The 25,227-nt window shown below is 46.3% G+C and carries 26 protein-coding genes, 1 tRNA gene and 1 pseudogene; 15 read left to right on the top strand and 13 right to left on the bottom strand.

The features are described 5' to 3' along the window. The coding region (locus T363_RS0104950) for a helix-turn-helix domain-containing protein (protein WP_031473815.1) at positions 1–279 on the bottom strand (279 nt) is incomplete at its 3' end. A 66-nt stretch (positions 280–345) separates the two neighbouring features. Here T363_RS0104950 and T363_RS14460 point away from each other — a divergent pair. Beyond that, positions 346–624 (top strand): annotated as a pseudogene (locus T363_RS14460) (NlpC/P60 family protein); the annotation flags it as partial. Positions 625–899: 275 nt separating this feature from the next. On the opposite strand, the gene T363_RS0104940 reads toward T363_RS14460, so the two are convergent. The 11 genes from T363_RS0104940 to iolC form a co-directional block, all read right to left on the bottom strand. After that, on the bottom strand, positions 900–1,916 hold the full coding sequence (locus tag T363_RS0104940; protein WP_031473811.1) for a Gfo/Idh/MocA family oxidoreductase: 1,017 nt from the start codon (positions 1,914–1,916) through the stop codon (positions 900–902). A 67-nt stretch (positions 1,917–1,983) separates the two neighbouring features. Further along, positions 1,984–3,168, bottom strand: coding sequence for a Gfo/Idh/MocA family protein (locus T363_RS0104935; protein WP_031473809.1), 1,185 nt, complete (start codon positions 3,166–3,168; stop codon positions 1,984–1,986). 14 nt (positions 3,169–3,182) lie between these two features. Beyond that, entirely contained in the window at positions 3,183–3,863 is a 681-nt protein-coding gene (locus tag T363_RS0104930) for a 3-oxoacid CoA-transferase subunit B (protein WP_051643102.1), read from the bottom strand. Beyond that, positions 3,856–4,551: a CoA transferase subunit A gene (locus T363_RS0104925; protein ID WP_031473805.1), complete on the bottom strand. Its 696-nt coding sequence runs from the start codon at positions 4,549–4,551 to the stop codon at positions 3,856–3,858. The genes T363_RS0104930 and T363_RS0104925 overlap by 8 nt, the downstream gene beginning before the upstream one ends. A gap of 19 nt (positions 4,552–4,570) precedes the next feature. After that, on the bottom strand, positions 4,571–5,458 hold the full coding sequence (gene iolE, locus T363_RS0104920; protein ID WP_031473803.1) for a myo-inosose-2 dehydratase: 888 nt from the start codon (positions 5,456–5,458) through the stop codon (positions 4,571–4,573). Between the two features lie 14 nt (positions 5,459–5,472). After that, entirely contained in the window at positions 5,473–7,335 is a 1,863-nt protein-coding gene (gene iolD / locus T363_RS0104915) for a 3D-(3,5/4)-trihydroxycyclohexane-1,2-dione acylhydrolase (decyclizing) (protein ID WP_031473801.1), read from the bottom strand. A gap of 13 nt (positions 7,336–7,348) precedes the next feature. Then, on the bottom strand, positions 7,349–7,471 hold the full coding sequence (locus T363_RS16690; protein ID WP_278246989.1) for a hypothetical protein: 123 nt from the start codon (positions 7,469–7,471) through the stop codon (positions 7,349–7,351). A gap of 26 nt (positions 7,472–7,497) precedes the next feature. Then, positions 7,498–8,334, bottom strand: coding sequence for a sugar phosphate isomerase/epimerase family protein (locus T363_RS0104905; protein ID WP_031473799.1), 837 nt, complete (start codon positions 8,332–8,334; stop codon positions 7,498–7,500). Between the two features lie 14 nt (positions 8,335–8,348). Next, the gene (locus T363_RS0104900) at positions 8,349–9,155 is read right to left on the bottom strand and encodes a 5-deoxy-glucuronate isomerase (protein ID WP_031473797.1); all 807 of its coding nucleotides are present in this window, start codon (positions 9,153–9,155) and stop codon (positions 8,349–8,351) included. A 1-nt stretch (position 9,156) separates the two neighbouring features. Continuing rightward, positions 9,157–9,990, bottom strand: a complete 834-nt coding sequence (locus T363_RS0104895; RefSeq protein ID WP_031473795.1) for a class II fructose-bisphosphate aldolase — start codon at positions 9,988–9,990, stop codon at positions 9,157–9,159. Beyond that, positions 9,987–11,018, bottom strand: coding sequence for a 5-dehydro-2-deoxygluconokinase (gene iolC, locus T363_RS0104890; RefSeq protein ID WP_031473793.1), 1,032 nt, complete (start codon positions 11,016–11,018; stop codon positions 9,987–9,989). The genes T363_RS0104895 and iolC overlap by 4 nt, the downstream gene beginning before the upstream one ends. A gap of 155 nt (positions 11,019–11,173) precedes the next feature. Between iolC and T363_RS0104885 the strand changes: the two genes are divergently transcribed. The 7 genes from T363_RS0104885 (at position 11,174) to T363_RS0104860 (ending at position 15,820) form a co-directional block, all read left to right on the top strand. Then, positions 11,174–11,920 carry a DeoR/GlpR family DNA-binding transcription regulator gene (locus T363_RS0104885; protein ID WP_031473791.1) on the top strand — a complete coding sequence of 249 codons (747 nt, stop codon included), beginning with the start codon at positions 11,174–11,176 and terminating at the stop codon, positions 11,918–11,920. 75 nt (positions 11,921–11,995) lie between these two features. Further along, the gene (locus tag T363_RS0104880; protein WP_031473789.1) at positions 11,996–12,448 is read left to right on the top strand and encodes a VOC family protein; all 453 of its coding nucleotides are present in this window, start codon (positions 11,996–11,998) and stop codon (positions 12,446–12,448) included. A gap of 797 nt (positions 12,449–13,245) precedes the next feature. Next, entirely contained in the window at positions 13,246–13,695 is a 450-nt protein-coding gene (locus T363_RS15475; RefSeq protein ID WP_078096914.1) for an RNA polymerase sigma factor, read from the top strand. Then, positions 13,655–13,909 (top strand): helix-turn-helix domain-containing protein, encoded by a 255-nt coding sequence (locus T363_RS0104875; RefSeq protein ID WP_051643101.1) that lies wholly within the window; start codon positions 13,655–13,657, stop codon positions 13,907–13,909. Before T363_RS15475 ends, T363_RS0104875 begins: the two co-directional genes overlap by 41 nt. Before the next feature lie 348 nt (positions 13,910–14,257). After that, positions 14,258–14,515 carry a helix-turn-helix domain-containing protein gene (locus tag T363_RS0104870; RefSeq protein ID WP_078096913.1) on the top strand — a complete coding sequence of 86 codons (258 nt, stop codon included), beginning with the start codon at positions 14,258–14,260 and terminating at the stop codon, positions 14,513–14,515. Positions 14,516–14,651: 136 nt separating this feature from the next. After that, complete coding sequence (locus T363_RS0104865; protein ID WP_031473783.1) at positions 14,652–15,458, top strand: PD-(D/E)XK nuclease family transposase; 807 nt, start codon at positions 14,652–14,654, stop codon at positions 15,456–15,458. Positions 15,459–15,520: 62 nt separating this feature from the next. Continuing rightward, a complete protein-coding gene (locus T363_RS0104860; RefSeq protein ID WP_031473781.1) occupies positions 15,521–15,820 on the top strand; it encodes a helix-turn-helix domain-containing protein in 300 nt (99 codons plus the stop codon). 1,765 nt (positions 15,821–17,585) lie between these two features. Here T363_RS0104860 and T363_RS0104850 read toward each other — a convergent pair. Continuing rightward, a complete protein-coding gene (locus tag T363_RS0104850; protein WP_031473777.1) occupies positions 17,586–18,221 on the bottom strand; it encodes a hypothetical protein in 636 nt (211 codons plus the stop codon). A gap of 568 nt (positions 18,222–18,789) precedes the next feature. On the opposite strand from T363_RS0104850, the gene T363_RS0104845 reads away from it, so the two are divergent. From T363_RS0104845 to T363_RS0104815, 7 genes are all read left to right on the top strand, one after another. Continuing rightward, positions 18,790–18,880: transfer RNA gene (locus T363_RS0104845), tRNA-Ser, on the top strand. A 347-nt stretch (positions 18,881–19,227) separates the two neighbouring features. Further along, positions 19,228–19,494, top strand: a complete 267-nt coding sequence (locus T363_RS0104840) for a hypothetical protein (RefSeq protein WP_031473775.1) — start codon at positions 19,228–19,230, stop codon at positions 19,492–19,494. A gap of 33 nt (positions 19,495–19,527) precedes the next feature. Beyond that, positions 19,528–20,316 carry a hypothetical protein gene (locus T363_RS0104835; protein ID WP_031473773.1) on the top strand — a complete coding sequence of 263 codons (789 nt, stop codon included), beginning with the start codon at positions 19,528–19,530 and terminating at the stop codon, positions 20,314–20,316. A gap of 142 nt (positions 20,317–20,458) precedes the next feature. Next, positions 20,459–20,863, top strand: a complete 405-nt coding sequence (locus tag T363_RS0104830; protein ID WP_031473771.1) for a TM2 domain-containing protein — start codon at positions 20,459–20,461, stop codon at positions 20,861–20,863. A 534-nt stretch (positions 20,864–21,397) separates the two neighbouring features. After that, positions 21,398–22,342: a 1-phosphofructokinase gene (gene pfkB, locus T363_RS0104825; protein ID WP_031473769.1), complete on the top strand. Its 945-nt coding sequence runs from the start codon at positions 21,398–21,400 to the stop codon at positions 22,340–22,342. 345 nt (positions 22,343–22,687) lie between these two features. Next, on the top strand, positions 22,688–24,181 hold the full coding sequence (locus T363_RS0104820) for a sugar ABC transporter ATP-binding protein (RefSeq protein WP_031473767.1): 1,494 nt from the start codon (positions 22,688–22,690) through the stop codon (positions 24,179–24,181). A 14-nt stretch (positions 24,182–24,195) separates the two neighbouring features. Further along, entirely contained in the window at positions 24,196–25,143 is a 948-nt protein-coding gene (locus T363_RS0104815) for an ABC transporter permease (RefSeq protein ID WP_031473765.1), read from the top strand. The last annotated feature ends 84 nt before the right edge of the window (positions 25,144–25,227 follow it).

Raw genomic sequence — 25,227 nt, 5'->3', positions numbered from 1 at the left:
CTCTCTGTTTGAAATATTGTATTTGGCTACGATATCATCCACACTGCCAATTCCGCTAAGATACTCTTCAATGCAATGAATCTTAAATTCCTTGGAATACCTTCTGTTTCCACTTACAAAGGCTTCAATACCGTTCGCTTCGTACTTGGATATCCATCTATATATCTCGTCACGATTCATTCCATAAACATCTTGTAATTGAGAATAGGCAACCTTACCCGACTTATACGCTTCTATGATTTCTATTTTCTTCTCTGGAGTGAATTTTATTTTGCCCATAAAAAATCCTCCTAAAGTAGATTTTGGTTTTTTCCATGGTCTACTTTAGGAGGATCATATCATTGTTCCGGCTTTGTGGATTGGGTATTTAATAACGCCCTGAATTATGTGATTGGTCATGGCGGTGGTGCACACGCGCAGCATACCTATTGCACGCCGATCTCGTGGAACGAAGCATTGCCTGGCGATCTGGTGTTCTATCCCGGCGATTCTCATGTAGGTGTATTCGTGGGCAAGGACGCTTCGGGAAATCCGCTGATTATTCACTGTGCCAGTTCGCAGAATAATGTGGTGTTGACCGGCTTGCAGGGATTCACCAGCGTCGGTAGACCGGATTGTTTTTGATGCACAAGCAATGTGTAAAATATAGCCACAGAAAGAAGCCGTCCCGTATCCATAATTAGATACGGGACGGCTTAATTTTTGTGTATGAATAGACATCGTTCAAGATATATGCAAATAATATCTTCTCAGCCTATAGCGCATTAAAAATATATTTACATTAGCTGATGCTGTCACCATTATATTCAAGTGATAACAAAATGTTTGCACCAACAAATTCAACGCACATATCTGCTTATGCATATGCATTGCTATATTTTGTATATTTTCCTCTTGTACTAAATAATCTCCACAAGAGAGTTGGATTCATATGATTTTTGAACAGCAAGACCCATAGTCGTAGCAAGAGTACCATCGTGTGCATTCGCGCCAACATTCGTATGCCCTGCTAAAATAGCGTCTGCAAATGACTGTAACTCCAGATAGAACGCTTCTGCCCAACGCTCCAAATATGTGGAAAAGCATTGAACAGATACTCCATTTTCGTTATAAATGACCGATCGATTCTTTGCTGGAATAGAGTTGATGCGAATGCTTCCTTCGGTTCCGATGATTTCGCTTTCGACATGCGAGCCGTGTGGCGCAGTGCGTCCTTCGTAGAAAAATGCCGCAGAACCGTTATGGAACTTCATTAAGGCATATCCGTTGTCGATATCTTTCGTCTTTTCAAATATTGGGTACATATATGCCCCACCACAAGCAAAGACACTTTCTGGCTCGCTGCCAAGAAACCATCTGGCAAGATCATAATCATGAACCCCCATATCCAAAAACCAGCAACCATTCTGTTCCGCACGCTTCGCAAGATATTCCGCAACCCAAACAGGATCCAAGCTATATCCCCGATAGAGAATTGGTTGACCGATTTCGCCAGCTTCAATGCGCCTTTTGGCATCCGCATAAGCGGGATCATGGCGGCGCATAAATCCGACCATAAACAACCTACCACTATTTTTAGCAGCCTCTTCAAGTTTAACGCATTCGTCTACAGTCATACCAATAGGTTTTTCAATAAAAATATGTAGACCAGCCCTAATGGCTGCCATTGCGTGTTCAAAATGCGCAGTTGTAGACGATGCAATTACCACTGCATCCAATTCTGGATTGTGCAACATTTCCTGATAGTCTGTATACCCATATGGAACCTCCAGTTCTTTCTGGAGTCGGTCAATTTTTTCGGTAGTACGAACACAAACAGCAATTAATTCGGCATTGGGGATCCGAAATTGTATATTCTTTGCGTGCTGTAAGCCGAGTTCACCTACACCCAAAATGCCAAATTTTACCTTTATCATTGATTCCTCCATTTTATAATTATCCAAGGCAGGGGACTGCTATATCAAAATAGATTGCAGCGGATTATTATCGATACTCGACCCATGTACTACCTTCATCCGACGAACGCACGCAGTTTTCGATGAAACGGACGCCCTCCGCACCGTCTCGGATGTTCGGGAACCAAATATCATCCATGACTACATTGGTCGATTCTCCATGGATAACACGATCCATTGCGGTTGCGAACCGGCGATACAGATTCGCCCAGGATTCAAATAGCCCTTCGGCATGTCCACCTCCCATGCGGTCACAAGTGATGGCTTCGTCATCCTGGTAGAGATATCCCTGTCCACGATCCAGAATTTGAACCGGTTTTCCCTGCTCTTCGAAGATAAGCTGATTGGGGTGTTCATCCCACCACTCAATAGATGCCTTTTCACCGACCACTCGGATTTTCTGCTGATGGGTAGAACCAGCGTTGACACAGCTCGCCCACAGGTTGCCGACTGTACCATTATTATATTGGATCAGAACAAAAGCGTTGTCCTCCAGAGGGGCACGACTCTTGACAAAGCTCTGTCTGGCACACATCAGCTTTTCAATTTTGAGGTTGGGTACCATGGTTTCAGCGAGGAACAGCGCATGTGTGCCGACATCTCCTAGTACGTAGGAAGGTCCCGCCTTTTCAGGGGTGACGCGCCACTTTGTACCCGGATCATTCGCTTCCACAGCGGAGGAATGATAGCCGTGCGCAAATTGCATGTTGATGATGCGAATTTCGCCTAACATCCCTTCCTGAATCATGCGGCGTGCCTGATGAATCATCTGGGCACCAGTATAGCCGTAGGTCACGCCAACAATGCGATTTTGCTTTTTTGCGAGAGCAACTAGTTCTTCAGCCTGTTCAGTTGTAAAGCAAAGCGGCTTCTCACAGATGGCATGCAATCCGGCTTCGAGTGCAGCTTTTAGAATTTCATAGTGAGTAAAGTTGGGGGTTGCAATAGATACGGCCTGAATACCGTCTGGACGCTTTGCCTCTTCAACAAACATGGTTTTGTAGTCCGAGTAGCAACGTTCGGGGTCAACCCCCCAGTTGACACCAAACTCTCGTCCTCGTTCCTCATTCACATCAAAAGCACCGGCACACAGCGTGAATAAACGATCCCGCAATGCAGAATTGCGATGGATATAGCCAATCTGGCTACCGCGACCACCGCCAACCATTCCCCAACGGATAGGTTGCTCTAGACGAAACTCTTCGTTAAACATAATCAATATCCTCCTTATACGATATTCATTTCTGTCAAATTTTTTGAAATTGCAAACTCAGCTTCGGTTACTGCCTGCACATCGTCAATCGTATACTGTGGATTTAATTCAGTCAATACAAGACCAGTATCTGTAACATTAAACACACACATTTCAGTGATGATTTTAGTGACACAATGTACTGCTGTAAGTGGAAGTGTGCATTTTTTCAGAATTTTAGGTGTGCCTCTAGCTGTGTGCTCCATGGCCACAATGACATGATGAACACCTGAAAGTAAATCCATCGCGCCACCCATTCCGGGCGTTTTCTTTCCAGGGATCATCCAGTTTGCAAGTGAACCCTCCTGATCCACTTGCAGACTTCCCAAAATCGTAACATCTACATGGCCTCCCCGAATCAGACCGAAGGAGGTCACAGAATCGATGAATGCGCCCCCAGAGGCAACAGCAGCAGATTTGCCGCTTGCATCTGTAATATACGGATGTAGCGTATCATCCTGCACTTTATCCAATCCAATGATTCCGTTCTCCGACTGGATTGTCACGTGGACATCTGCAGACAGATATTGTGGCACCAGAGTGGGAAGTCCAATACCGAGATTTACAACCATGTGATTTTTCAGTTCACGAGCCGTTCGCCGAGCAATAATCTCTTTGGCAGAACGTGCTTCAAATGCGTTCAAAGATTCACTCATTGACTTGTCTCCCATTCACGATATAATCCACCAAAATCCCAAATGTCTGCACGTTTTCCGGTCGAATTTCTCCTGCGGATACTATTTGTTCAGCTTCTACAATAACAATATTTGCGGCAGTTGCCATAACCTGATTGAAATTACGTGCAGTGCCCTCGTACCAGACATTTCCTTCGTCATCGACCTGCTGACCACAAATCAGTGCAATGTCAGCGCGCAATGGGCGCATCAACAAGTAATCCACGCCGTCAATGGTTTGTCGTCCAACCACGTAGTCTTTTGCATCCTCAACTAGTGTGCCGATACCAGTTTTGGTTAAGATGCCGCCCAAACCAGCACCGCCTGCGCGAATCATTTCCGCCAGAGAGCCCTGTGGCAGCAAATCGATACGCATACTACCTGCATTCATTTGCTCTGTTGCTTCTGGATTCAGACCAATATGAGTGGCAATTAAGTGGCTGACCTGACGGTTGTGAATCAGCTTGGCTATCCCATAATATGCTTCCCCATTCGGACCTTCCAAAAGACCCGCATCATTACAAATAATCGTAAGATTCTTCTTGTGACTGGCCACCAGCGCATCAATGAGACGATGTGCTGTGCCACATCCCAGAAAACCGCCACACATGATTACCGCGCCATCCGGAATTAATTCAACAGCTTGTTTCACGGAAAGTCGTTTCTTCATGCTGCATCCACTCCTTCAACTAGACACCGAGCTGCTTACGCATGAATGCACGCGCTTTCTGGGCGTATTCCAGCGGATCAGCCTTAGCGGGATCTTGTTCTGCTTCTACAACAATCCAACCTTCGTAATTGCTTTCCTTCAAAATCGAGAAGATCGCATCCCAGTTTACACAGTTGCCATCACCTGGCACAGTAAACATACCGTTCTTTACACCCCAAAGGAAACTATGATCTCCGGACTTAACCTGCTCGAATACTTCGCGGCGGACGTCCTTAACATGGATATGTACAACACGGTCGATGTACTTTTTCAGAATTGATACCGGATTCTCACCTGCGATTGTTGAATGTCCGGTATCGAACAGCAGACCAACCAGTGTCGGATCAGTCAGTTCCATCAGTCGGTCAATTTCCTTCATCGATTGGATGCCTGTGCCAACATGGGGATGAAAACCAACCTTCATGCCCTTTCGCTGCGCACGGCGCCCCAGTTCATTCAGTCCTTCAGCCAGATTTTTCATCTGCTCTTCGGTTAGAATCGGGGAGTTTGGGAAAAGCGGAGTCTCCTCCTGCCCATGAACAGTTACTCCGCATTCGCCAACGCCGATTACACGAGCGCCCAGCCCATAGGTGAAGTCCATATGATCTTCAAACGCGGCATAGGTGCGATCGTTCTCGAATGTAGTGAAAAAACTCGAAAACCACATGTTACAGATCTGCAGACCGCGCAAATCGAGAGCCTTCTTAAGCACATCAAAATCTTTGGGATATTTGCAGCCACCTTCGCTACCCTTGTATCCGGCTAGTGCCATTTCGCTCAGACACTGCTGATAGGTCAGTTCACCACCCAAAGAGGGCAGGTCATCATTTGTCCAGTTAATCGGTGCGCAGCCAAATTGTACTTTCATGTTTATTCTCCTTTTTAGTATTTCCGCAGGTTCTTAACAACATCATTCAGCTTTTCGTACGCTTTACGCACGGATTCTTTCTCGGAAACAGAGGCGGTGCCAACACGCCAAAAATTCTCATAACCTTCGGTCATCGTGCCGGGCAGAACCATAATCTCAATTAATGTAGAGACATCGGACTGCTTGCTGGCCTCGATGGCAGCGTGCAGCTCGGTGAGCGTGGTGACGCGCCAGGTCTTTACGCCATAGGCAGAGGCAAGCTTGGCATAGTTCACCGGGACATAGCCGCCGGTCAGTCCGCCGGTGGACTGTTCACGGAAGCGGAACTCAGTGCCGAAGGTACCCATGCCCTGCGAACGCTCCAGATTGTGAATGCACTGGTGGCCGCTGTTATTGAAGAGCAGGACATTGATCTTATGCCCCTCCTGAATGCTGGTCAGCAGATCGGAGTGACCCATCAGGAAGCCGCCGTCGCCGACGAAGGTATAGACCTCGTGCTCGGGATCGGCCAGCTTGACGCCCAGAGCGCCGGAGACCTCATATCCCATGCAGGAGAAACCATATTCCAAATGGTATGCACCCGGACGGCGTGCAGTCCAGACGCGTTCCAGATCGGACGGCAGGCTGCCGGAGGCGGCAACGATATTGTCCTCGCGCAGCAATTCATTCAGTTCCATCAGCACGCGGGTCTGGTTCAGTGTTTCGGCTTCCGAAGCCTCCAACTGCGCCAGACGTGCAAGCTCGGTCTGCCACGAACGCTTAGCAGCTTGCACCTCATTGCCCCAGTCAGCATGCCAGCCCTGCGCCTGTAAAACAGAGTGCAGTTCTTCTATACCCTCACGAGCATCGGCAACTACCGATTCTGCATCCAATTTGAGCGCATCCATACGGCTGGTATTGATGGAGACAAAGCGCGCAGCTGATGCAAAGCCATTCTTCGAATTGGTGACAAAATCATTAAGTTTGGTACCAATCGCAAGAATCAAATCGGCTTGCTTAGCGATTATGTTGGCAGACAGCGTGCCGCAGATACCTGCGCAGCCCAGATACCAATCACTTTCGCAGTTGACCTCTCCCTTGCCGGCTTGGGTCTCTGCAACCGGAATGCCAAATTTCTCGGCGAAGTTCAGAACTGCTTTGCCTGCGTCACTGTAGCGTACGCCTCCACCCGACAGAATGATCGGTTTCTTGCTGGTCATCAGCAGTTCTGCTGCCCGATCCACTGCCTCGGCACTCGCGGGCTGGCGATCCAAATGCCAGACGCGTTTCTTAAAGAATTCTTCGGGGTAATCATAGGCTTCTCCCTGCACATCCTGAGGAAGGCAGACAGTGACAGCACCAGTCTTAGCAGGATCGGTTAAAACACGCATGGCATTGAGCATGGCTGTCATGAGTTGTTCCGGGCGTTGTACACGATCCCAGTAACGGCTTACTGCTTTGAACGAATCGTTGACGGAAATCGAATAGTCCTCGTCATGCTCAAACTGCTGGAGCACCGGGTCGGGTTGGCGGTCGGCGTAGGTGTCGGACGGCAGCAGTAGCACGGGGATACGGTTGACCGAGGCTGTGCCGGCTGCGGTAACCATATTGAGCGAGCCGGGGCCGATGGACGCGGTGCAGGCGTAGATCGCGCGGCGGCGCATTTGTTTAGCGAATGCAACACACACATGAGCAATTTCCTGCTCGTTCTTGCCCTGAATAAACGGCATGTTATCGGCATACTGCTCTAATGCCTGCCCTAATCCCACTACATTGCCATGACCGAAAATCCCCATGATGCCATGCACAAACTTTTCTTCTTTCCCATCAACGCAGACATATTGCATGTCAAGAAAACGTACCAACGCTTGCGCCATTGTTAATTTCATTATGCTCATTTTTCTACCCCTCTCAACGGTAATCATATTCTTCTTTGAACTCATTATTTAGATAGAATGCTTTGTCAGCCATGGAAAAACGTCCGGCAAGAATTAATGCGGCTGACAGCAGTGCAATGATAATATCCTGCGCCATATCACGATCTCCTTGTTGTATATTCTCTATTTTGGATTTAATACATATTTATCAAGAAGGCGGCTAGCTTCTGCAGCAACTTCTGCTACATCACACTGCCAATGTCTGGCGCTAACCAACTCGTAGCTCCACCAGCCATCATAGCCAGTGTCTTTGACTGCTTGTACCCACTCTTCAATAGGGACTTCACCTTCACCAGCGTACATACCACGCAGAATAGTCTCATCGAAGGATTCTCCTTCCTTGGGAAGCCTGCAGTCACAGAAGTGAATGTGATAAATACGATTAGGATCAAAATGCCGCACATCGTCCGGTGTGGTATCACCGCCGACAAACAGATGAAAAAAGTCAATGACGCTGCCAAAGTTATCCTTTCCAACTGCTCGAATCAGCTTCTGCGTCAGGCGAAGCGAGTTGATCGGTGACCAACCAACAGGCTCTAATTGGAAGCGCACGCCGTATTTCGCACCAATGTCACAGATACGTGCAATATTTTTTGCGGTCAGTTCAATCACTTCATCTTCCGAACGACCTTCCAGAGCCAACAGTGGGACAAGCTGTATGCAATCACAACCCAGCTGCTGTGCGACTGCAGACAACTTTTCTGTTTCTGCCAGTGTATTCCGCACGGCATCATCGTCTGTTCGCTCCACATTGGCAATATCATTGATGCTGATGATCTGCATATTATATTGTTCCAGTCGTTCCGTCACATCGCTTAATGGACTTCCAGAGGACAAGTAGTCCCATACTTTGCTTGCGGCAACTTCCATTGCGCCAAATCCAGCTTCGCTGGCCAGACGAATGTCAGTCATTAGATTGCTTTTCCAAATTGATTTTGTATGTAATGCCTTACCTAACATGTGCAAGTCCTCCTTTACTCTCTTATTTCGCAGGAATCAGGCCAGTATTTTGCGCCAGATTGTTCTACCCACAGATGCTGCGGGTCGAAATCCGGTTTAATATACGGATTTCCTTCCAGATGTCGAATGATCCAAAGGTAATACATAGCATAGCCAGGGGCAGCAACCTGTGGATGAACTTTGTTAGGTTCAATCAAAACGGTATCATTATGTTCCAACAGAACGCCTTCATCCCCCAATCGCAGCAGACCAAAACCGTTTTGAGGATAAAACTTATAAAAGTAAATCTCCGGCTGTGCATGTGAATGAGATGGAAAACCGGACCATTTTCCGGGATAGTGCATATCTTCCCCAAACATAATATTGGATTCCGGTGAAAGTTTTACATCTTGTGCTGTTCGCACAATACGAGTACCAGCCTCGTTCATAAAACCTTGGCCACGCACTTCTTCCACAATATCATCCTGGGCGCGGATTACCGGCATGAAATCACGTTCGTTTTCGGTTCGAATTACTGCAATTTCGCTCTCTTTTGCAATACCACGCAATTTGACAGGGATATCCTTGGGCAGGTTTACACTCCAGATCGTATCGTTTGTGTAGGTGAGTCGAGTACCCTTTACGATTTTTCCATTGAACTCGACTTCAATTTCACCGTAAAGCAAAACAAATACACGTTCAAGCGGCAGGCTATCTTCAAATTCCATGCCTGCGGAAAGCTTAAGAATACCAAAATCCATCATCATCTCACTATACTTGCCGCTTAATTCTGTAATTGGGTGATAACCAATCGAAAAAGGCTCCTGCTGATGAATTTTCATGTTAGTTCTCCTCCTGCCATAGCATTTTAATGATGTGAAGTGCCTGTTCTTCTACCTGTGCAATTGGATGGTTGAATAAGCGCAGGCGATCGAACTCATCGGGCTGGGCTTTCATTTCGGAACGTAAGCAATCAGCAAAGGTCTTTCGTAAAACGGTTCCAAAATTCATTTTTCCAACCCGGGTTTGCTTGAGCTGTGAAATTTCCTCGTCCCTGATGCCGCTTGCTCCGTGAATTACCAGAGGTAGTTGGCATTTGTGTTCAATTTGCTGCAAAACAGGAAATTGAATTGAAACCTTACGGGTGGCTAAACGATGGATATTGCCAACCGAAACAGCGAGCCAATCGACCTGTGTCTGCTCCTGCATTTCTCGTGCTTCTTCCGGATCGGTTAGATTTATTTCGGTTTCTCCGATATCGCTATATGGTACGGTTCCAAGTTCGGCTTCTAAAAATACGTTTTTTTTATGTGCATACTGCGCGATATCTTGCGTGATCTTCAAATTTTCTGTTATCGGAATGTGTGAACCATCAAACATAACAGAAGTAAATCCACTGTCAATCGCGCGAATGATGGTTTCTGTTTCGGTGCAATGGTCCAGATGAATGCCGACAGGTACCCTCGAAGATTCCGCTAAAGAGTTCAGCAGTGCTGCCCAATGTTCAACTGCCATTACTGTACGTGCATCACGGTTGATCATTAGTAAAACCGGACAAGTAGCGCGTTCAGCAGCGCGAATTACAGCTTGCGCATCTTCATATCCAAATATGTTAAATCCTGCAACGATACGCTGCTGCTGTGCTGCTTGTGTAACATAATCATGTTCCCATTTCATGGCATCATCTCCTTTTTGTGCTGTGCACGATGACGCTCTGCGGCTTGTAAATTAGGCATTGCATCTCCACAGCTGATTGTTTTCAGCGCTAATGAAGCGCAAGCTGTGCCAAGCTGCATCGCATACTCTAAATTGCTTTCTCTCAGGATGCCATACATCAATCCTGCCGCGTATGCATCACCAGAACCAAAAGTCTTTACTGCTGGAGTCGGAATGCTACCGCAACGTAATACTCTACCGTCAGATGAGTATGCTGTCGATCCATTTGCACCATCCTTAACAACGACCAGTTTCACACCCATATCCAATAATGCCTGTGCCGATTTGGCATTGTCTTTGTTGCCCGGCATGGTGAGATATTCAACAGCATCAAATTCTTCTCGATTACCAATAACAATATCACACTGTTTTATCACTTGTCCGTAGCAATGTGCAGTTTCATCTTTTGATGCCCAGCCAAACGGTCTGTAATCAATATCTAAAACGGTCATAGTTCCAAAATCTCGTGCCAGTTGCAATATTCTAAACATTGCTTCACGTGAAGGGGATTGGGAGAAAGCAGTACCAGAAAGCATCACGGATTTCGATGAAGCAATCATATCGCGATCTACCTCTTCAGGAGAATATAGCATATCAGCTGTCCCCAGCCGATATAGATAAGTTCCATGATGGAATGCATCTCCGCCGGTTGCATAGCCACCACTCTCTTCGGCGCTGATGATCTCTGTTACTGCAATACAGTTACGAGCCCCTGTTTGATCGATCACAATTCCCTTGGTTTCGATATCTTGTGCCTGAAAAGTGGATAGAATATATTCTCCCATACCATCATGCGCTACTTTTCCAAGAAAACCCGTTTTTAGTCCTAAACGCGCAGCTCCTTGCACGATATTTGCAGGCGAACCGCCTACAGATTTTGTGAATGCTGGAATATCTGCAAAAGCGCAGCCTGCTTTTGTAGTGTTTAGGTCGATTCCTGCACGTCCGACCAATAACAGCTCGATGCTCCGATTCTGCACATTTTTCATGATGTATTCCTCCTTTTGACTTTCGTTCTCTTGTTGATTTCATCATACCATCATCATGTTTTTATTTCAACTTTCGCTTTCTTTCGATTTCGATTATTTCGAATTGACATTTTGTTTTATTTCGTTTATATTAAAAGAAGGAAGGAGAATATACTATGACAAGTCGTATTGAAGAAATAAGGAAGTTGCTTTTTACACAAAAAAAAGTGTTAGTCAACGATTTGAGTGTTCAATTTGACATTAGTCGTGTTACCATTCGGAAAGATTTGCAGCAGCTAGAGGACGAGGGTATTGCCAAGCGCATTTACGGTGGTGCGGTGCTGGCTGATTGTGCTTTACCTTCTTCGCTATCTAATGCGAAAGATAGGACACGAATTGCTTTGGCTGAACGCGCTTGCGAAGAAATACAAGATGGTGACAGCATTTTTTTGGGATCTGGGCAAACCTGCTGCTATCTAGCCAAGCTCCTCGAGCGCTTTCATAACCTATCGATAGTAACTAATAATATTACTGCGCTAAATGATCTGTTGAAGACCGATGCTCGTGTATATCTTCTCGGTGGAGAAGTGACATCCACAGATGCTCACACCTTATTCTCAAGTCCTGAGAACCCGAACACCTTCACAAATCATGTTTTCGTTTCAAAAGCATTTACGAGTATCTCGGGTATTGATTTACAGGCTGGACTTACAGTACATTCCATTGTTTCGACTCATATTTATCGGAATCTACCGTCTATCGCACGATCTTGGTACTTGATGGCAGATAGTCACAAATTTGGTCAAATTGCTATGTATCCTGTTGCCGATCTCGATGCATTTCAATACCTGATTGCGGATGATGTACCCGAAAATTACCGTACTATTTTGCATCAGAATCATACCGAAATTCTTTTGATATAGTACCGGTAAGATTTATGAATACAGTTGTGTAATGAAAACAGAAGTATGGAAAATCTTTAAGGAGATATACAATAAATGGTTGGAAGAATATATCACGTTGGATTAACAGTGTCAAATTTGGATAGGTCGGTTGCTTTTTATAGAGACATTCTTGGGCTTGAATTCCAAGGAGAATTAATGATGGCGGGTGAGGAAACTGATAAATTATTTCATAGGCGAAACTGTAAAGCACGGATTGCTTATTTAAACGGTTCTAAGAATGTTGAATCTCCACCGGTTGAACTTATTCAGTTTGTAGATAATGCGGTCAATAAGATGCAGTCAGATTTATTCACTACATCTATCTCTGAACTGTGTTTTTATACTGATGATATTGATTTGACTTATAAGCATTTTATTGAAAACAATGTAGAGTGCTTATCTGAACCTCAACATTTCAATTTCACTTCACAAGGATTTGGAGAAAGTAAAGCCTTCTATTTCAAAGATCCGGATGGAATTATACTTGAAATGATGCAAGTGCTATGAAAAAAGAATGAAGCGTCCCATTTGTTAGTCACAAACGCTTTCTTGTTGTGGCTGACGCGTGCGGGATTATCTCTAAGAGACTTGTTTATTGGCGCGTCTGTCGTTTGCATATTCATAGTATAAATAAGCGTATTAATGGTGTAAATGGATAAATATATAATAGCGGATAAGTATATTGGGGAAATATTTTAAGGATCCCTCGCAGAATTGAAATGAATAGGTCAAGAAAAAACGGGCAATGACAAAAGCCCCCCTAATGTAGGAAAATGTAAGTACTACATCGGGGGACTTTGTTATGAAGAAACGAAATTACACACATGTTCAACCCCTGCTATCTGAATCAAGACAATGGTGGCAGAGGGGAAAACTCAACAGCAAATGGGTAACAGACATATCCTATATCCACACCAAGCAGGGCGTATTCACTTTTATAGCTATGAGCGCACCTAATTAAAAATTGGAGAGCTGCCGCTGGCACAGTGCCTCTCTGACTAAAACTCATTTTTACTATCAGGGCTCTTTTTGTACTGTCCGCACAAGATGAAGCAGTTCAGTTTATAGCGCATGGGAATCAATTTTTATTTATATCATGAATTTCCTCTATCATAAGGCACTACAATTTACAGGAGACAGGACGGCTAATAAACCGCGCTGCCTTTTCCATAAGAACGGTTGAAAATTATTTTATAAAAATTTGATGAAGGTGGCAAAGCGCGTTTGCTGAAACGTATTAGTTAGTATCCGAACAAGAAAGAACCCATCTCCGGCAATGAGATCGTGCGGGAGGGGGTGAATTTGTGCGATATTCCAGAGCATACATCAATCGGAATGAGGGAAAGTTTGACAGTTTTTGCAAGACGGTTTTACGAAATAAAGCAAGGGATTGGATGAGAAGAAAGGAACGACGCAAGGAACAAGAAATCCTTTTTACTGACACAGTCCTTGCTTTACATCCTGAAGCATCTCATACAGACTATATTATATGCAATGAATTTCAGGAAATTTCTGAATTTGGTCGGACGTTTTGGATTAAGAGCGATACATTAGCAAAGGCATTGCAAATGCTTTCTCCTCGGGAACGAAAAATCATTCTCTTGTTTTACTTTCTCGGATGGACAGATCAAAAAGTTGGAATACGACTTCATGTTGCCCGTAGTACGATTCAGAAAGCCCGTATGAAAACATTGCAGGAAATGAGGAAGAGCATTGAAAGACAAAAGCAAAGCGAAACAGGCAATCGTGCGTAGAGTAGATATTGATACTATTCTCCGCGCAAAATCTGGTGACCAAACGGCACTTGAAAAAGTTTTGGAGCATTATAAGGGATATATGTTGGAGCTGTGTCAATTTGAATTGTATGATGCCAGTGGTAGAGTCTATACCTGCTATGATGAAGAACTGTATCATGAGCTTCAACTGAAACTTATGATTGTGGTTCTTGAAAATTTTAATCTGGAATAGCGGCATTCGGCAGAACAGCCGCTGATACGGCGGCTGTTCTATCATTGTCCGTCTTTCACAAAGGACGAAGGATCGTCTTTTGTGAAAGGCAGATAAAGCAGCTACCTTGTTTGCCGTGAACCTTGAAAACAATATGATCGTCCGTATCGGATACTGCACAGGGGAAGCATGCCACGACCTTCAGTGAGGAGGATAAGAAGTGAGCGTGCCAATGTGCTGCATATACGATGAGCTGTCACACAAGGCAGTCCATCAGGAACAGGATGCGGGGAGAACGACAATGTATATAAAATGGCAGGGATGCTCCGATCACATAGCGTCCCTGCCCCGATTCAATAGGAGTAAAATATGTCTTTACAAGAACAAAGAAAGCAGGCAAATGAAATTGCCGTTGAAATACTTGCATGCCGGGATGTGTTATATACGGTGCCGGAGGTTGCAAAGCTTTTGCGGGTCAATAAGAACATGGTATACGATTTAATTCGCTGCGGATATCTACGTTCCATGAAGCTGGGAAGCCGCAAGGTAAGCCGTAAGGCACTATTAGAATTTGTTGAGGCGTTCGATGGAAAAACGGTGGAACTTCCGGGTGTGCAGTCAGAATAGTTCCGCGCATAAAAATGTTTTATGCGCAGCATTACAGAGCCAGTTGACAGGATAGCTTCTCCTAAAAGTTCAAAAGTCACGGCTTGAACCGATAGTATTTCCGTGTTATATTATAAATGAGATAGGATGTGAAAACATGCGTGACTTGAATTTCGAGCGCAAGCATGCAGAGGACTTACAACGTCTACGTGGTCTTCGCCTGCTTGACGACGACTTCATGAACAAGGTATTTGAGGATACAGCCTGTGCCGAGTTTTTGCTCCAAATCCTTTTGCAACGTACCGACTTACGGGTGCAATGTGTTCACGGCCAACACGATATTAAGAATTTGCAGGGGCGATCTGTACGGCTGGATATTTTGGCAGTGGATGAAGCGAACCGTGTCTACAACATTGAGGTGCAGCGCAGTGATAAGGGTGCAGGCGTCAAGCGCGCCCGATACAACAGCAGCTTGATCGATGCCAATGTTACTGAGCCTGGCGATGAATATGAGAAGCTGAACGAAACCTATGTCATCTTCATTACCGAACATGATGTGCTGGGCGGTGGTCAGCCAATCTATCACATTGACCGAACGATCAAGGAAACTGGCGCATTATTTGGAGATGAGTCGCATATCCTGTATGTGAACGCCCAAATCAAGGATGATACAGCTCTGGGGCAGCTCATGCACGATTTCTCTTGCACCAGCGCTGAACAGATGCATTATCAAATTCTGGCGGACAGAGTTCGCTATTTCAAAGAAGATCAGGAAGGAGTTGCGACTATGTGCAAAGCTATGGAAGATATGAGAAATGAAGCTGTTAAGGAAAACGCTATTAAAGCAGCTCGTTCATTCCTTGCTTTGGGCAAACTGTCTTATGAGGAAATTGCATCCTCTTTGGGATTAACGGTTGATGAGGTCAAGGCTCTGGACGAGAATCCCCCTGCTTGGCCAGACTGAACGTGTAATTTTTTGCGAAATGCTCCTGCGCCATCTATACTTTTTGTAGGAGGTGCATGAGCATGAATGCAATGAACGAACAAACCCGAGCTGCGGTAGAAGAAGTACGCCAGACCAACTGTGAGTTTCTGACGGTCCCACAGGTAGCGAAGATTTTGAAGGTCAATAAGAACATGGTGTATGACCTAATCAGTGTCAAGCTGCTGCGGGCGGTCAAGCTGGGCAGCACCAAGGTGGCTACCATCGCGGTAGAGGACTTTATTCGTGATATGGATGCCGGTATTATCGAGTACGATCACGTGACTAAAAAAGCCACGCGGCACCGATCCAAAGCTAAATCAGCAGCGAGCCAGAATAAGTAAGCATTTCCCCTGTGGAGCCTGACTCGGTACTGGATTTGCAGAGCGTGTTTTTTGTGGGCAAAGTGTGGGCACGATTTAATTGGAATACGCTGAGTTCTCAGTATGGACGGATCGTTGCATAAAGTGCAATCTGTCACCGGACGAGGCTCGCCACGGCAAGGCTTTCGAGGGCCTGCTGCAGCGTTACTTCGGCTAATAAAACCGGATAAACAAGCACTTTTGAGAGGGAACAGGGAAACCGGTTCCCTCTCTTTTGCGTCTTGCGGTATCCCATGGGTGTCTCGCAGTGTTTACACGCTGCGTATTATCAGAAAAAGTGTCCCATGTGAAAGAAAAAGTTCTTGCAAGATGATATATAAACTGCCGTCCTTACAGATACAGGAGCGTAAAAAAGACCACAGGACATTTGCCTGTGATCTTTTTTGCTGCAAATCTTAGAACATTATTTATTTTCTGTGACGACCTCGTATGCTGCCAAAGAAAATAAGAACACCGCACATTGAATAACGGTATATGCCGTAAAGATAGCAATGATACAGCCGATTGGCATTGATATGGTTGGAAACCAGTCCGCAATGCAGAAATCGATAAGCAACATAGGTAATATCGCTCTGCTGCATAACCATAATTGCGATCGAGAAAGCGAAGATACACGTAACCGATCAGTCCATTTTCTTTGCATATTTTGCAGCTGCTTGAGATGTTTCAAACATATGCTGGCTATAGCGGACAATGTTACGAGAATCCAAGTCGACACACCATCACCCCCACACTCGGTAGAAAGTATCGCCGCAGCAATGAATGCTGTGGCTGTTATTAAAGTAATATGCGCAATGAACTTGTTGTCACATGTTGGAGAGTATCTTGTGGCTCTTAATGATTTTGTGGAAATGAAGAGTTTTTTCGTGAATCAGAGTATCCCCTTGTAAATATACTTTCTATACTCTGCGGTCATTTCGATACTGACCGCAGAGTATATTCTTCTGAAAGATGGGATAGAGCTCTGTTATCGTTTCGTACTGTATGCATTCGCTTTTTCTAAATTTACTCCTTAGTTTGTTTTTCACGAAAAATAATAGTTATAATCCAATATAGCGAAACACAGTTGAGAATACCTAATATATCGCCAGTATGATGTGTGAACTGAGGTAGCGGAGTGCTGAATGTATATTTTCCAGCTAAGGCAAATGCGATATAGGGTGAAGCTATCAAGCAGATAGCTTTAATCAATTTGCGATAGATCATATATTCTCCTTGTTGATATTAACAAAATTGCCTAAATCATTTTATATATTAGTCATTGAGAATCTGTATGATAAACTTGTGATATACTATAAAATCAGCTATACTATCTATATCCACATAAATCCGGCACACCGCTAATGCGGTGAGGTGTTCTGCCTTTCGGTTTTATGTGGATTTTTTAATGCAATCATAGGCATCCCCCTTAATCATTTCTTCATCGTTCAAAGGCCAATCCAATATTCCCCACATGATCTTGCTTGAGATATGCTGTGCTGTTGTCAAAATCTATTGCACCCGGTTCGGTGCTGCTTGGCGCTTCAAACTTCGACTGCGGCAGAACTGCGTAGGACGTAATCAGCAGTACGGCAAATACACTGGCAAAAGCGGCGCTGGCTACGCGGCTGTGCAGCGTATGTCATGACTGTTTCAAAACGTTCATTGCAGTTATTGCAAAATTCTCGGATATAAACTGAAAATCTTTTGAAGTATTGAATATTTGAAGCATTGAATAGAATAGAGATCAAAAACTTTCCGCCCATTTGAGAACATCATCAAGGGTAATAAGAGAGTTTAGCGGAGAGTCTCCCCAAAAACGTTTTTCGAATTCGGAAAAGCTATTATAATGGCTCCAATATTCAGCTTTGTTTTTATAGGACTGACCGTTTTCCAAGGAGACAATGGTGCCGCCAATATCAATAGCGACAGCGCGATAACCATCCTGACCAATAGCTGTTCCGCCCGGTATGAGTTTGGATTCTAATTCGTTTTCGCTGCAGTTAATAATATTCATCTTTTGCAAAACGTCAATCAGTTCCAGACGCTTAAATACAGGGAGCTTGTCGATATCACCATAGCGCTCCTGTAAAAATTGCATATTGGCGGCAGTCCAGCCTCCAGCGTTCGGGACATCAATTTCGGGTTGGCTTTGCTTCCACTCTTTATATTGATCCAAGATGTCATAAGGATTACACACATCTTTATATGAGTGCCCTAAAGCATCAACAGAATCCTTCCAGTAAATAGGATCATCGCTTGATACTTGTCCGCCGTTTTGCATAGAAAAAATAGAAGCAGTGGACTTTTCACGTGATGGAGAATGTCCGAACGCTTTGGAATATCCCGTTGTTCTTACGCCAATATCCATGCCTATTTGCATTAACCTCACCTCATTATAAGTCACTGTTGATCATAAGCTTGAAACCGCTCATGTGATTGAGATTCATTTTGCTGCATTGAAATAATTCGCCTTTTACATATTCGTCGAACAGGTGAATTTCTTGTGAACAGAATAATCCTATATTAAGTGATTGTCAATGGATAATGTGAAAAATTGGTGGAAGCCATAAATTCAAAAACGATTTGATGTAAAAGATGCTTATAAAAATGTCAAATGATATTTTGATTATTTGTGCTCGTTTTTAGGATAGCGGCAGGCTTGACAGCGACGGGAAATACGCTGGTGAAAAAGAAAAAATGTACTGGCAGCAAAGCTGATGCAGCGAGCATAAGACTCAATTTACCGAAAGAGAAAGTTCGCATTTTGAGTGTGATTTGCTTGAAATAGGGACTGTTTTATGCGATTTTATTATAGTAACTTTTAAGTATTGATGTTTCAATATCTTTTGTGTATCACACGGTATAAATTTTATATAAAAAGCACTTGACGAAAAGTAGGAACTGCGATATAATATATTACGTTCTCTGCGAAAGCAGTTGCTCGGCTTGGAGAGTTGGCTGAGTGGTCGAAGGCGCACGATTGGAAATCGTGTAGGCGTGATGAGCGTCTCCAGGGTTCAAATCCCTGACTCTCCGCCATGAAGTACCGAAATCTTGTGGTTTCGGTGCTTTTTATTTACATACATTGAAAGTTGAGCAAGATATTTATAAGTAGAACGGCATTTTTTTGCCGATTGGCTCCAAAATGGATCGATTTTTCAAAAAATTCCCCGACGCGCTGTGGATGTGCAGATGTGCCGGGGCGTTTTTTATTTTTCGGCGATTCTTTCTGCTCAAGAAGCGCAATTGAACCGGCGGCGTTGGCGTTTCGTGATGCACTCGGGGCGGGAAATGCACACAAATGGAAAAACTATGCAGCTGGCATATTGCTATTTGACTAGGTTCCGGATATCATATATGCAAAAAGAGGTGAACAAAATGAAAAAATGGTCGCATTGATGCTTGCGCTTGCAATAATGTTTACATTAGGCGCTTGCGGAGGGGGAAGGAAGGATCTCGTTGAGAACGCAGAAATATGGTCTGAAGCACTTACAGCGAAGCTGTTGGAGGCTATCTCCATTAATGATGATATAACAATCGCTGGTACGATTGCCATTGTCAAAACAGAAAATGATGGAATCGGCATTGGCGTTACGCCATGCTATTTGGTAGAAAACAGAGGAACAAACGCTGCGTGGGTAAGCGTAAACTAAATTTCAGTGTGAAGCAGAAAGGAGAAGATAAAAATGATGTACCTCTTCTTTTTTTTGGCTGTTGCAGCAATACTCACAAGTTGGGCTGTAAACCGCTACTGGAGAGAGACAAGCATCGTCAAGGGCAATCCGGTCAACAAAATGCCGGTGAAATGGGCTTTGCTCGGTATTGTAATCGGCTTTTATGCTTACTCGCCGTTTTTCGTTCCGCTGCTTTTTATGGTTATGGAAGTGCCGACAGTTGTGTGGAGTGTTTCATCAGCTGTAAAGACAATCATTTCCCTTCTTTTGCTGGTGTTTGCAATATCCAAGCTGATTGAGCAGATCAAAACAAAGAAAAGCGTTCCGGGAGCGGTTCCGCTGTATGGATTTGTCATCGGGACATATATGCTGCAAATTTTTGCGCTGCCTTTTAGCATGATGGCACAGAAATTGCTGATTCCCAGCGTTTTGGTAACGGTTTTTGTTATTTGCAAAATAGTTGCGCACAAAAAGAAATATCAGCGCTGGGTCACGGCGGCAATCGTGGCTGTCGGCATCAGCGCAGCCTGCAATATTGGCTTCTTCTTTCAACTGCCGAATGCGGGCATTGTAACGCGGCGCGAGAATCATATTACTGATATTACCTACGTATATAATGAAGACGGCACAATCAAGCACAATAAAGATGGCAGCAAGGTGACGGATACAGAATATGAACGCCGCACAGTACGTAGCGCAGGCAATAACTGGGCGATCCTGCTGTTTCCGCTTGGGGGTCTCATCACTGCTTGGGCTGCAACCGTGTATCTGGAGGACGATTTGAAGGAGAAAAAGCAGTAAATCCTATGCAGCTGGCATATTGATAATTGTGTAAAAAATGGTATCATCAAATAAATGAGAGCAGATGCAGGCGTTCATGTGCGCAGAATGTTTTCTTTTGCTATCAAAATAGAGAAAACATAAGGATCAAGGGGGCATAATAATGTTTTGCAGAAATTGCGGTACCGAAATGAACGAAAATGCGGTGGTTTGTGTAAAGTGTGGCTGTGACAAGGAGAAAGGGACGTCTTTCTGTCCGCATTGCGGAAAGGAGACGAACGCGAATGCTGATGTGTGCCTGAGCTGCGGCTGTTCGCTCAAAAAAGAAGGATCGAAATCCAAGATGGTGGCCGGACTGCTGGGCATCTTTTTGGGTAGTCTCGGTATCCACAACTTTTACCTTGGCTACACCACGAAGGCGATCATTCAGGTGCTGCTTGGAACCGTGGGCTGGGCTCTTTTCTTCATGGGGCCAATTGTTTCAGGGATCTGGGGTCTTGTCGAGGGCATCCTGCTTCTGATTGGCAAGATCAATGTTGATGGAAAGGGCAATGCGCTGAAGGATTAAGTGCTGTTTTTAAGCAATCATAGCAGACGGGTCTTCGCAAGGGCGGAGACCCGTCTCAGTTTGTCGAAAAAGTATTTTGTTAATATGGATGCCCATAATACGCGCGGCAGCGCGCGTAAAACAGCATTTGCAGCGTAAATGCATAAAAAGTCAGGACATGTGCCTGACTTTTTATACTTTGAGAGAGAAAAAGTTTCTGCATAGGAACTTTTTGCTCGTTCATGTTTGGCGAAGTCCAAACATAGATTGTCGGAAAAACGAAGTTTTTTGACAGTCTCAGACGGGTCTTCGCAAGGGCGGAGACCCGTCTTTATCATTTGTGCAAAAGCTGCCCGCCATTTGGGGGAGAAAATATTGCCATAAGCGATCGGACGGCTGCGCCGATGGTGCGTTGTTTGCATGCCATGCGGCTGCTGCAATGGGAAAGAGGAATTGCCGGTCAGGACGGCGTAACAGTTGAAACCAGATGTTGTTCGTAGTATGCTAAAGATATCATTCGGATACAACATATCACATACCGCAGGAGGTTTTGACTTGATTATTACCGTAACGCTCAACCCCGCGCTGGATAAAACCGTGGAAATCCCCCATTTTTCTTTGGATACGGTTAACCGTATTACCGCTTGGCGCATCGATCCGGGCGGCAAGGGACTGAATGTTTCTAAGGCTCTTGCCAAGCTTGGGGGTGTCAGCACGGCGGTCGGCGTGCTGGGCGGTGCGTCCGGACGGCGCATCGCGGATGCGATACAGGAACTGGGCGTCGAGGGACGCTTCACTTTTACCGAGGGGGAGACACGTACCAATATCAAGGCAGTCGATCCGGAAAATCATACCAATACCGAATTGAATGAGCCGGGGCTGACGGTGTCATCTGCCGTGCTCGACCGGATGCGTGCCGATCTGGTGGAGATGCTCTGTCCGGGCGATCTGGTGGTGCTGGCGGGCAGCCTGCCGCAAGGAGCGTCGGCAGATACCTATGGTGTATGGACAGCAGCTTGCCGTGCTGCCGGGGCACGGGTTTTTCTGGATGCTGATGGGGAGGCGTTGGCACATGGCCTTGCGGCTAAACCCTATCTGGTCAAGCCAAACGACCATGAGCTTTCCCGTTTGGTGGGGCGCACGCTCACCACGGCGGATGAATTGCTGGCTGCCGCGCGGGAGCTGATCGCGGGCGGTGTGGAGCGTGTGGTTGTTTCCATGGGCAGGGATGGTGCTTTGTTTGTCAGCGCGGACAGCGCTTACCGTGCAGAGGGGATATCCGTTCCGGTCGGCAGTACGGTTGGCGCGGGTGACAGCATGGTCGCAGCGTTGGTCTTTGCAGCGGAGCAGGGCATGAGTGAAGCGGATACCATCCGTCTGGCGATTGCGGCCAGCGCAGCCAATGTAATGTGCAGCGGCTCGCAAGCTGCCGAACGCAGTGCAGTGGACGCCCTGCTGCCGCGTGTGCTCTTTCGCCGTATCGATACAGGTATTCACTGATTTGTTATATGACGTAAAATGGCGGCACAGTATGTGACACGGCAGCAGAAAACCTTCCGAAAGGCGGGATATCATCCGGGCGGTTGGGGTATCTGTATGGTACGGGCAGTCCGGCGGCGATCAAGACTGTCGGGTGCAGTGGAGAAAATGCGTGCAAAAGTGCACGCAAATACGGGGGAGGCGCAGGCGAAATATACAAATGCATCACTCAGTATTTGATGAAAATGACGTTTTTATCAAACGCCTTGAATTTGTCCCCCTTGATGTAAAGAATAGCCCTTTTGGAATCGGCAGGAGTTTGATAAAATAATCTCAAAGAAGAAAGTGCAAGGAGGGAAGCAAAGCATGGAGTATATACTGGAAATGAAAGATATCAGCAAAACCTTTCCGGGTGTCAAAGCGCTTGACCATGTGCAGCTACAGGTCAGGCCCGGCGAAGTCCATGCGCTGATGGGGGAAAACGGCGCAGGCAAGTCCACCCTGATGAAGATACTGATGGGGATCTATACCAAGGATGAGGGCGGCGAGATCCTGTTTGACGGCAAACCCTATCGCGCCTCCAGTCCGAAGGAAGCGATGGACCAAGGCGTGGCAATGATCCATCAGGAGCTGAATCCGATTCTGGATATGACCGTGTTTGAGAATATCTTTGTCGGACGAGAGCTGAAGAAAAACGGGTTGGTGGATACCAAAGCGGAGATACAGGAGGCACAGCGCCTGATTGCGGAATGCGGCCTGCATGTTTCGCCTAAAGAGCGGCTGCGCAACCTGACCGTTGCCCAGTGCCAGCTGATCGAGATCATCAAGGCGATTTCGCTGAATGCAAAGGTTATCATTATGGACGAACCGACAGCCGCCATCACCGACCGTGAAGTTGAGCTGTTATTTGGCCACATCCGCCGGCTGACGGCGCAGGGCGTAGCGGTGATTTATATCTCGCATCGTATGGATGAGATTTTTTCGATCTGCGATCGCGTCAGCGTCTACCGGGACGGACAATATATCGGTTCGGGCGATACCAAGGATATGGATGAGGCACAGCTCATTAAGATGATGGTTGGCCGTGAGATCACCGATGTGTTCCCTAAGCTCGAAGCTGAGATCGGCGATGTGGTGTTCGAAGCGAAAAATATTGTGCGCGAAGACAACAAGGTCAAGGGTGTGAGTTTTGCGGTCCGCAAGGGCGAGATCCTCGGCATCGGCGGACTGGTCGGCGCGGGACGCAGCGAGCTGGTCGAAGGTATTTTCGGCATGCACAAGCTGTCCGAAGGTGAGATTTTTGTCAAGGGCAAGCGGGTACAGGTACATTCGCCCAAGGATATCATCAAGGAGGGCGTTGCACTGATTACCGAGGACCGTAAGGTCACCGGCCTGAACCTGAGCGGCAGCGTTAATGACAATATCGCCATGGTAGCAATCGAAAAGCTGCTGACGGGCGGCCTGTACAACAAAAACAAGGCGCGCAGCGCATCGCAGGAGTATATCGAAAAGCTGAATATCAAAACGCCTTCCGGCGATCAGATCGTCGGCAACCTGTCCGGCGGCAACCAGCAGAAGGTCGTTATTGCCAAGTGGCTGCTGAACGATCCGGACATTATCATTTTGGATGAACCGACCCGCGGCATCGACGTTGGCGCCAAGCGCGATATTTACCTGCTGCTCGGCAAGCTGGTGCAGCAGGGCAAGGCGGTCGTGATGATCTCGTCCGAGATCCCGGAGCTGATGGGCGTGTGCGACCGCATTATGGTCATGTGTGAGGGCAATCTCTCCGGCGAGGTTGCACGCGATGAATTCACGCAGGAGCGTATCATGACGCTGGCCTCTGCAATCGAGGTATAAAGGAAGGGGTACATATGAAACAGAAGAAAAGTGTAAAGTCGCTGATCAGCGAATACTTCATCTTCGTGATTTTTATCGCGCTGGTGATTGTGCTGACCTGTTTGAAGCCGAGCTTCATCCAGCCGAGCAACCTGGTCAATATTCTCAAACAGGCGTCCATCAATGGCATCCTGTCTTTCGGCATGATGTTTGTCATCATTGCGGGCGGGTTTGATATGTCGGTCGGCTCTACGGTGGCATTTACCGGCATTGTTGCCGCGCTGCTGGGACAGGGTCAGTATCCGCTGATCGTACCGCTGGTTATTGCCATGCTGGCTGGTTTGGCGGTTGGCGTGATCAACGGCGTGGGTGTATCGATCGGCGATCTGCCGCCGTTCATCATGACGCTCGGCACCATGACGGCGGTGCGCGGACTGGCGCTGCTGCTGTGCAACGGCAAGCCGGTTACCGGCATCAGTCAGGAATATCGTGCGGTTGCCGCGCAGTCGTTCTTCGGTGTGCCGATGCTTGCGGTATTTTTGGTCATCGTCATTGCGATCTGCTCGTTTGTGCTGGCGAAAACCGTTTACGGCCGCCGGGTCTATGCCTGTGGCGGTAATTTGCAGGCGGCGCGCGTTTCCGGTATCAATACCACGCTGATCCGCATTTCCACCTTTTCCATTGCGGGCCTGCTGGCCGGCCTGTGCGGCTTCCTGATGACCTCGCGCGTCACGATCGGACAGCCGACCGCAGCGGAAAGCTACGAGATGGATGCGATTACAGCCTGCGTTGTCGGTGGTGTTTCCATGTCGGGCGGTGTCGGCAAGCCGTGGGGTGTTGTGGTCGGCTGCCTGCTGATCACGGTCATCGCCAACGGTTTGGATATCATGGGCGTATCGTCCCACTGGCAGAAGATCGTCAAGGGCGCAATCATTGTGCTGGCTGTTTTGATCGATGTCAAGGGCAAACGCAAAAAGGATTAAACCGATTATCATGGTGTTACGGGGGAACGGCTGTTTCCGGCTGCTCGCCCTGACATAGAAAGCTTCTTTAAGGAGGAAGAAACG

This window comes from Agathobaculum desmolans ATCC 43058, from assembly GCF_000701665.1.
Classification (GTDB): domain Bacteria; phylum Bacillota; class Clostridia; order Oscillospirales; family Butyricicoccaceae; genus Agathobaculum; species Agathobaculum desmolans.
This window is presented reverse-complemented; position numbering and strand designations above follow the sequence as displayed.

Excerpts from the sequence above, each read along its gene's own strand:
- T363_RS0104940 (WP_031473811.1), bottom strand. The coding sequence starts at position 1,916 with ATGATAAAGGTAAAATTTGGCATTTTGGGTGTAGGTGAACTCGGCTTA.
- T363_RS0104935 (WP_031473809.1), bottom strand. The coding sequence starts at position 3,168 with ATGTTTAACGAAGAGTTTCGTCTAGAGCAACCTATCCGTTGGGGAATG.
- T363_RS0104930 (WP_051643102.1), bottom strand. The coding sequence starts at position 3,863 with ATGAGTGAATCTTTGAACGCATTTGAAGCACGTTCTGCCAAAGAGATT.
- T363_RS0104925 (WP_031473805.1), bottom strand. The coding sequence starts at position 4,551 with ATGAAGAAACGACTTTCCGTGAAACAAGCTGTTGAATTAATTCCGGAT.
- iolE (WP_031473803.1), bottom strand. The coding sequence starts at position 5,458 with ATGAAAGTACAATTTGGCTGCGCACCGATTAACTGGACAAATGATGAC.
- iolD (WP_031473801.1), bottom strand. The coding sequence starts at position 7,335 with ATGAGCATAATGAAATTAACAATGGCGCAAGCGTTGGTACGTTTTCTT.
- T363_RS16690 (WP_278246989.1), bottom strand. The coding sequence starts at position 7,471 with ATGGCGCAGGATATTATCATTGCACTGCTGTCAGCCGCATTAATTCTT.
- T363_RS0104905 (WP_031473799.1), bottom strand. The coding sequence starts at position 8,334 with ATGTTAGGTAAGGCATTACATACAAAATCAATTTGGAAAAGCAATCTA.
- T363_RS0104900 (WP_031473797.1), bottom strand. The coding sequence starts at position 9,155 with ATGAAAATTCATCAGCAGGAGCCTTTTTCGATTGGTTATCACCCAATT.
- T363_RS0104895 (WP_031473795.1), bottom strand. The coding sequence starts at position 9,990 with ATGAAATGGGAACATGATTATGTTACACAAGCAGCACAGCAGCAGCGT.
- iolC (WP_031473793.1), bottom strand. The coding sequence starts at position 11,018 with ATGAAAAATGTGCAGAATCGGAGCATCGAGCTGTTATTGGTCGGACGT.
- T363_RS0104885 (WP_031473791.1), top strand. The coding sequence starts at position 11,174 with ATGACAAGTCGTATTGAAGAAATAAGGAAGTTGCTTTTTACACAAAAA.
- T363_RS0104880 (WP_031473789.1), top strand. The coding sequence starts at position 11,996 with ATGGTTGGAAGAATATATCACGTTGGATTAACAGTGTCAAATTTGGAT.
- T363_RS0104870 (WP_078096913.1), top strand. The coding sequence starts at position 14,258 with ATGTCTTTACAAGAACAAAGAAAGCAGGCAAATGAAATTGCCGTTGAA.
- T363_RS0104865 (WP_031473783.1), top strand. The coding sequence starts at position 14,652 with ATGCGTGACTTGAATTTCGAGCGCAAGCATGCAGAGGACTTACAACGT.
- T363_RS0104860 (WP_031473781.1), top strand. The coding sequence starts at position 15,521 with ATGAATGCAATGAACGAACAAACCCGAGCTGCGGTAGAAGAAGTACGC.
- T363_RS0104850 (WP_031473777.1), bottom strand. The coding sequence starts at position 18,221 with ATGCAAATAGGCATGGATATTGGCGTAAGAACAACGGGATATTCCAAA.
- T363_RS0104840 (WP_031473775.1), top strand. The coding sequence starts at position 19,228 with ATGGTCGCATTGATGCTTGCGCTTGCAATAATGTTTACATTAGGCGCT.
- T363_RS0104835 (WP_031473773.1), top strand. The coding sequence starts at position 19,528 with ATGATGTACCTCTTCTTTTTTTTGGCTGTTGCAGCAATACTCACAAGT.
- T363_RS0104830 (WP_031473771.1), top strand. The coding sequence starts at position 20,459 with ATGTTTTGCAGAAATTGCGGTACCGAAATGAACGAAAATGCGGTGGTT.
- T363_RS0104820 (WP_031473767.1), top strand. The coding sequence starts at position 22,688 with ATGGAGTATATACTGGAAATGAAAGATATCAGCAAAACCTTTCCGGGT.
- T363_RS0104815 (WP_031473765.1), top strand. The coding sequence starts at position 24,196 with ATGAAACAGAAGAAAAGTGTAAAGTCGCTGATCAGCGAATACTTCATC.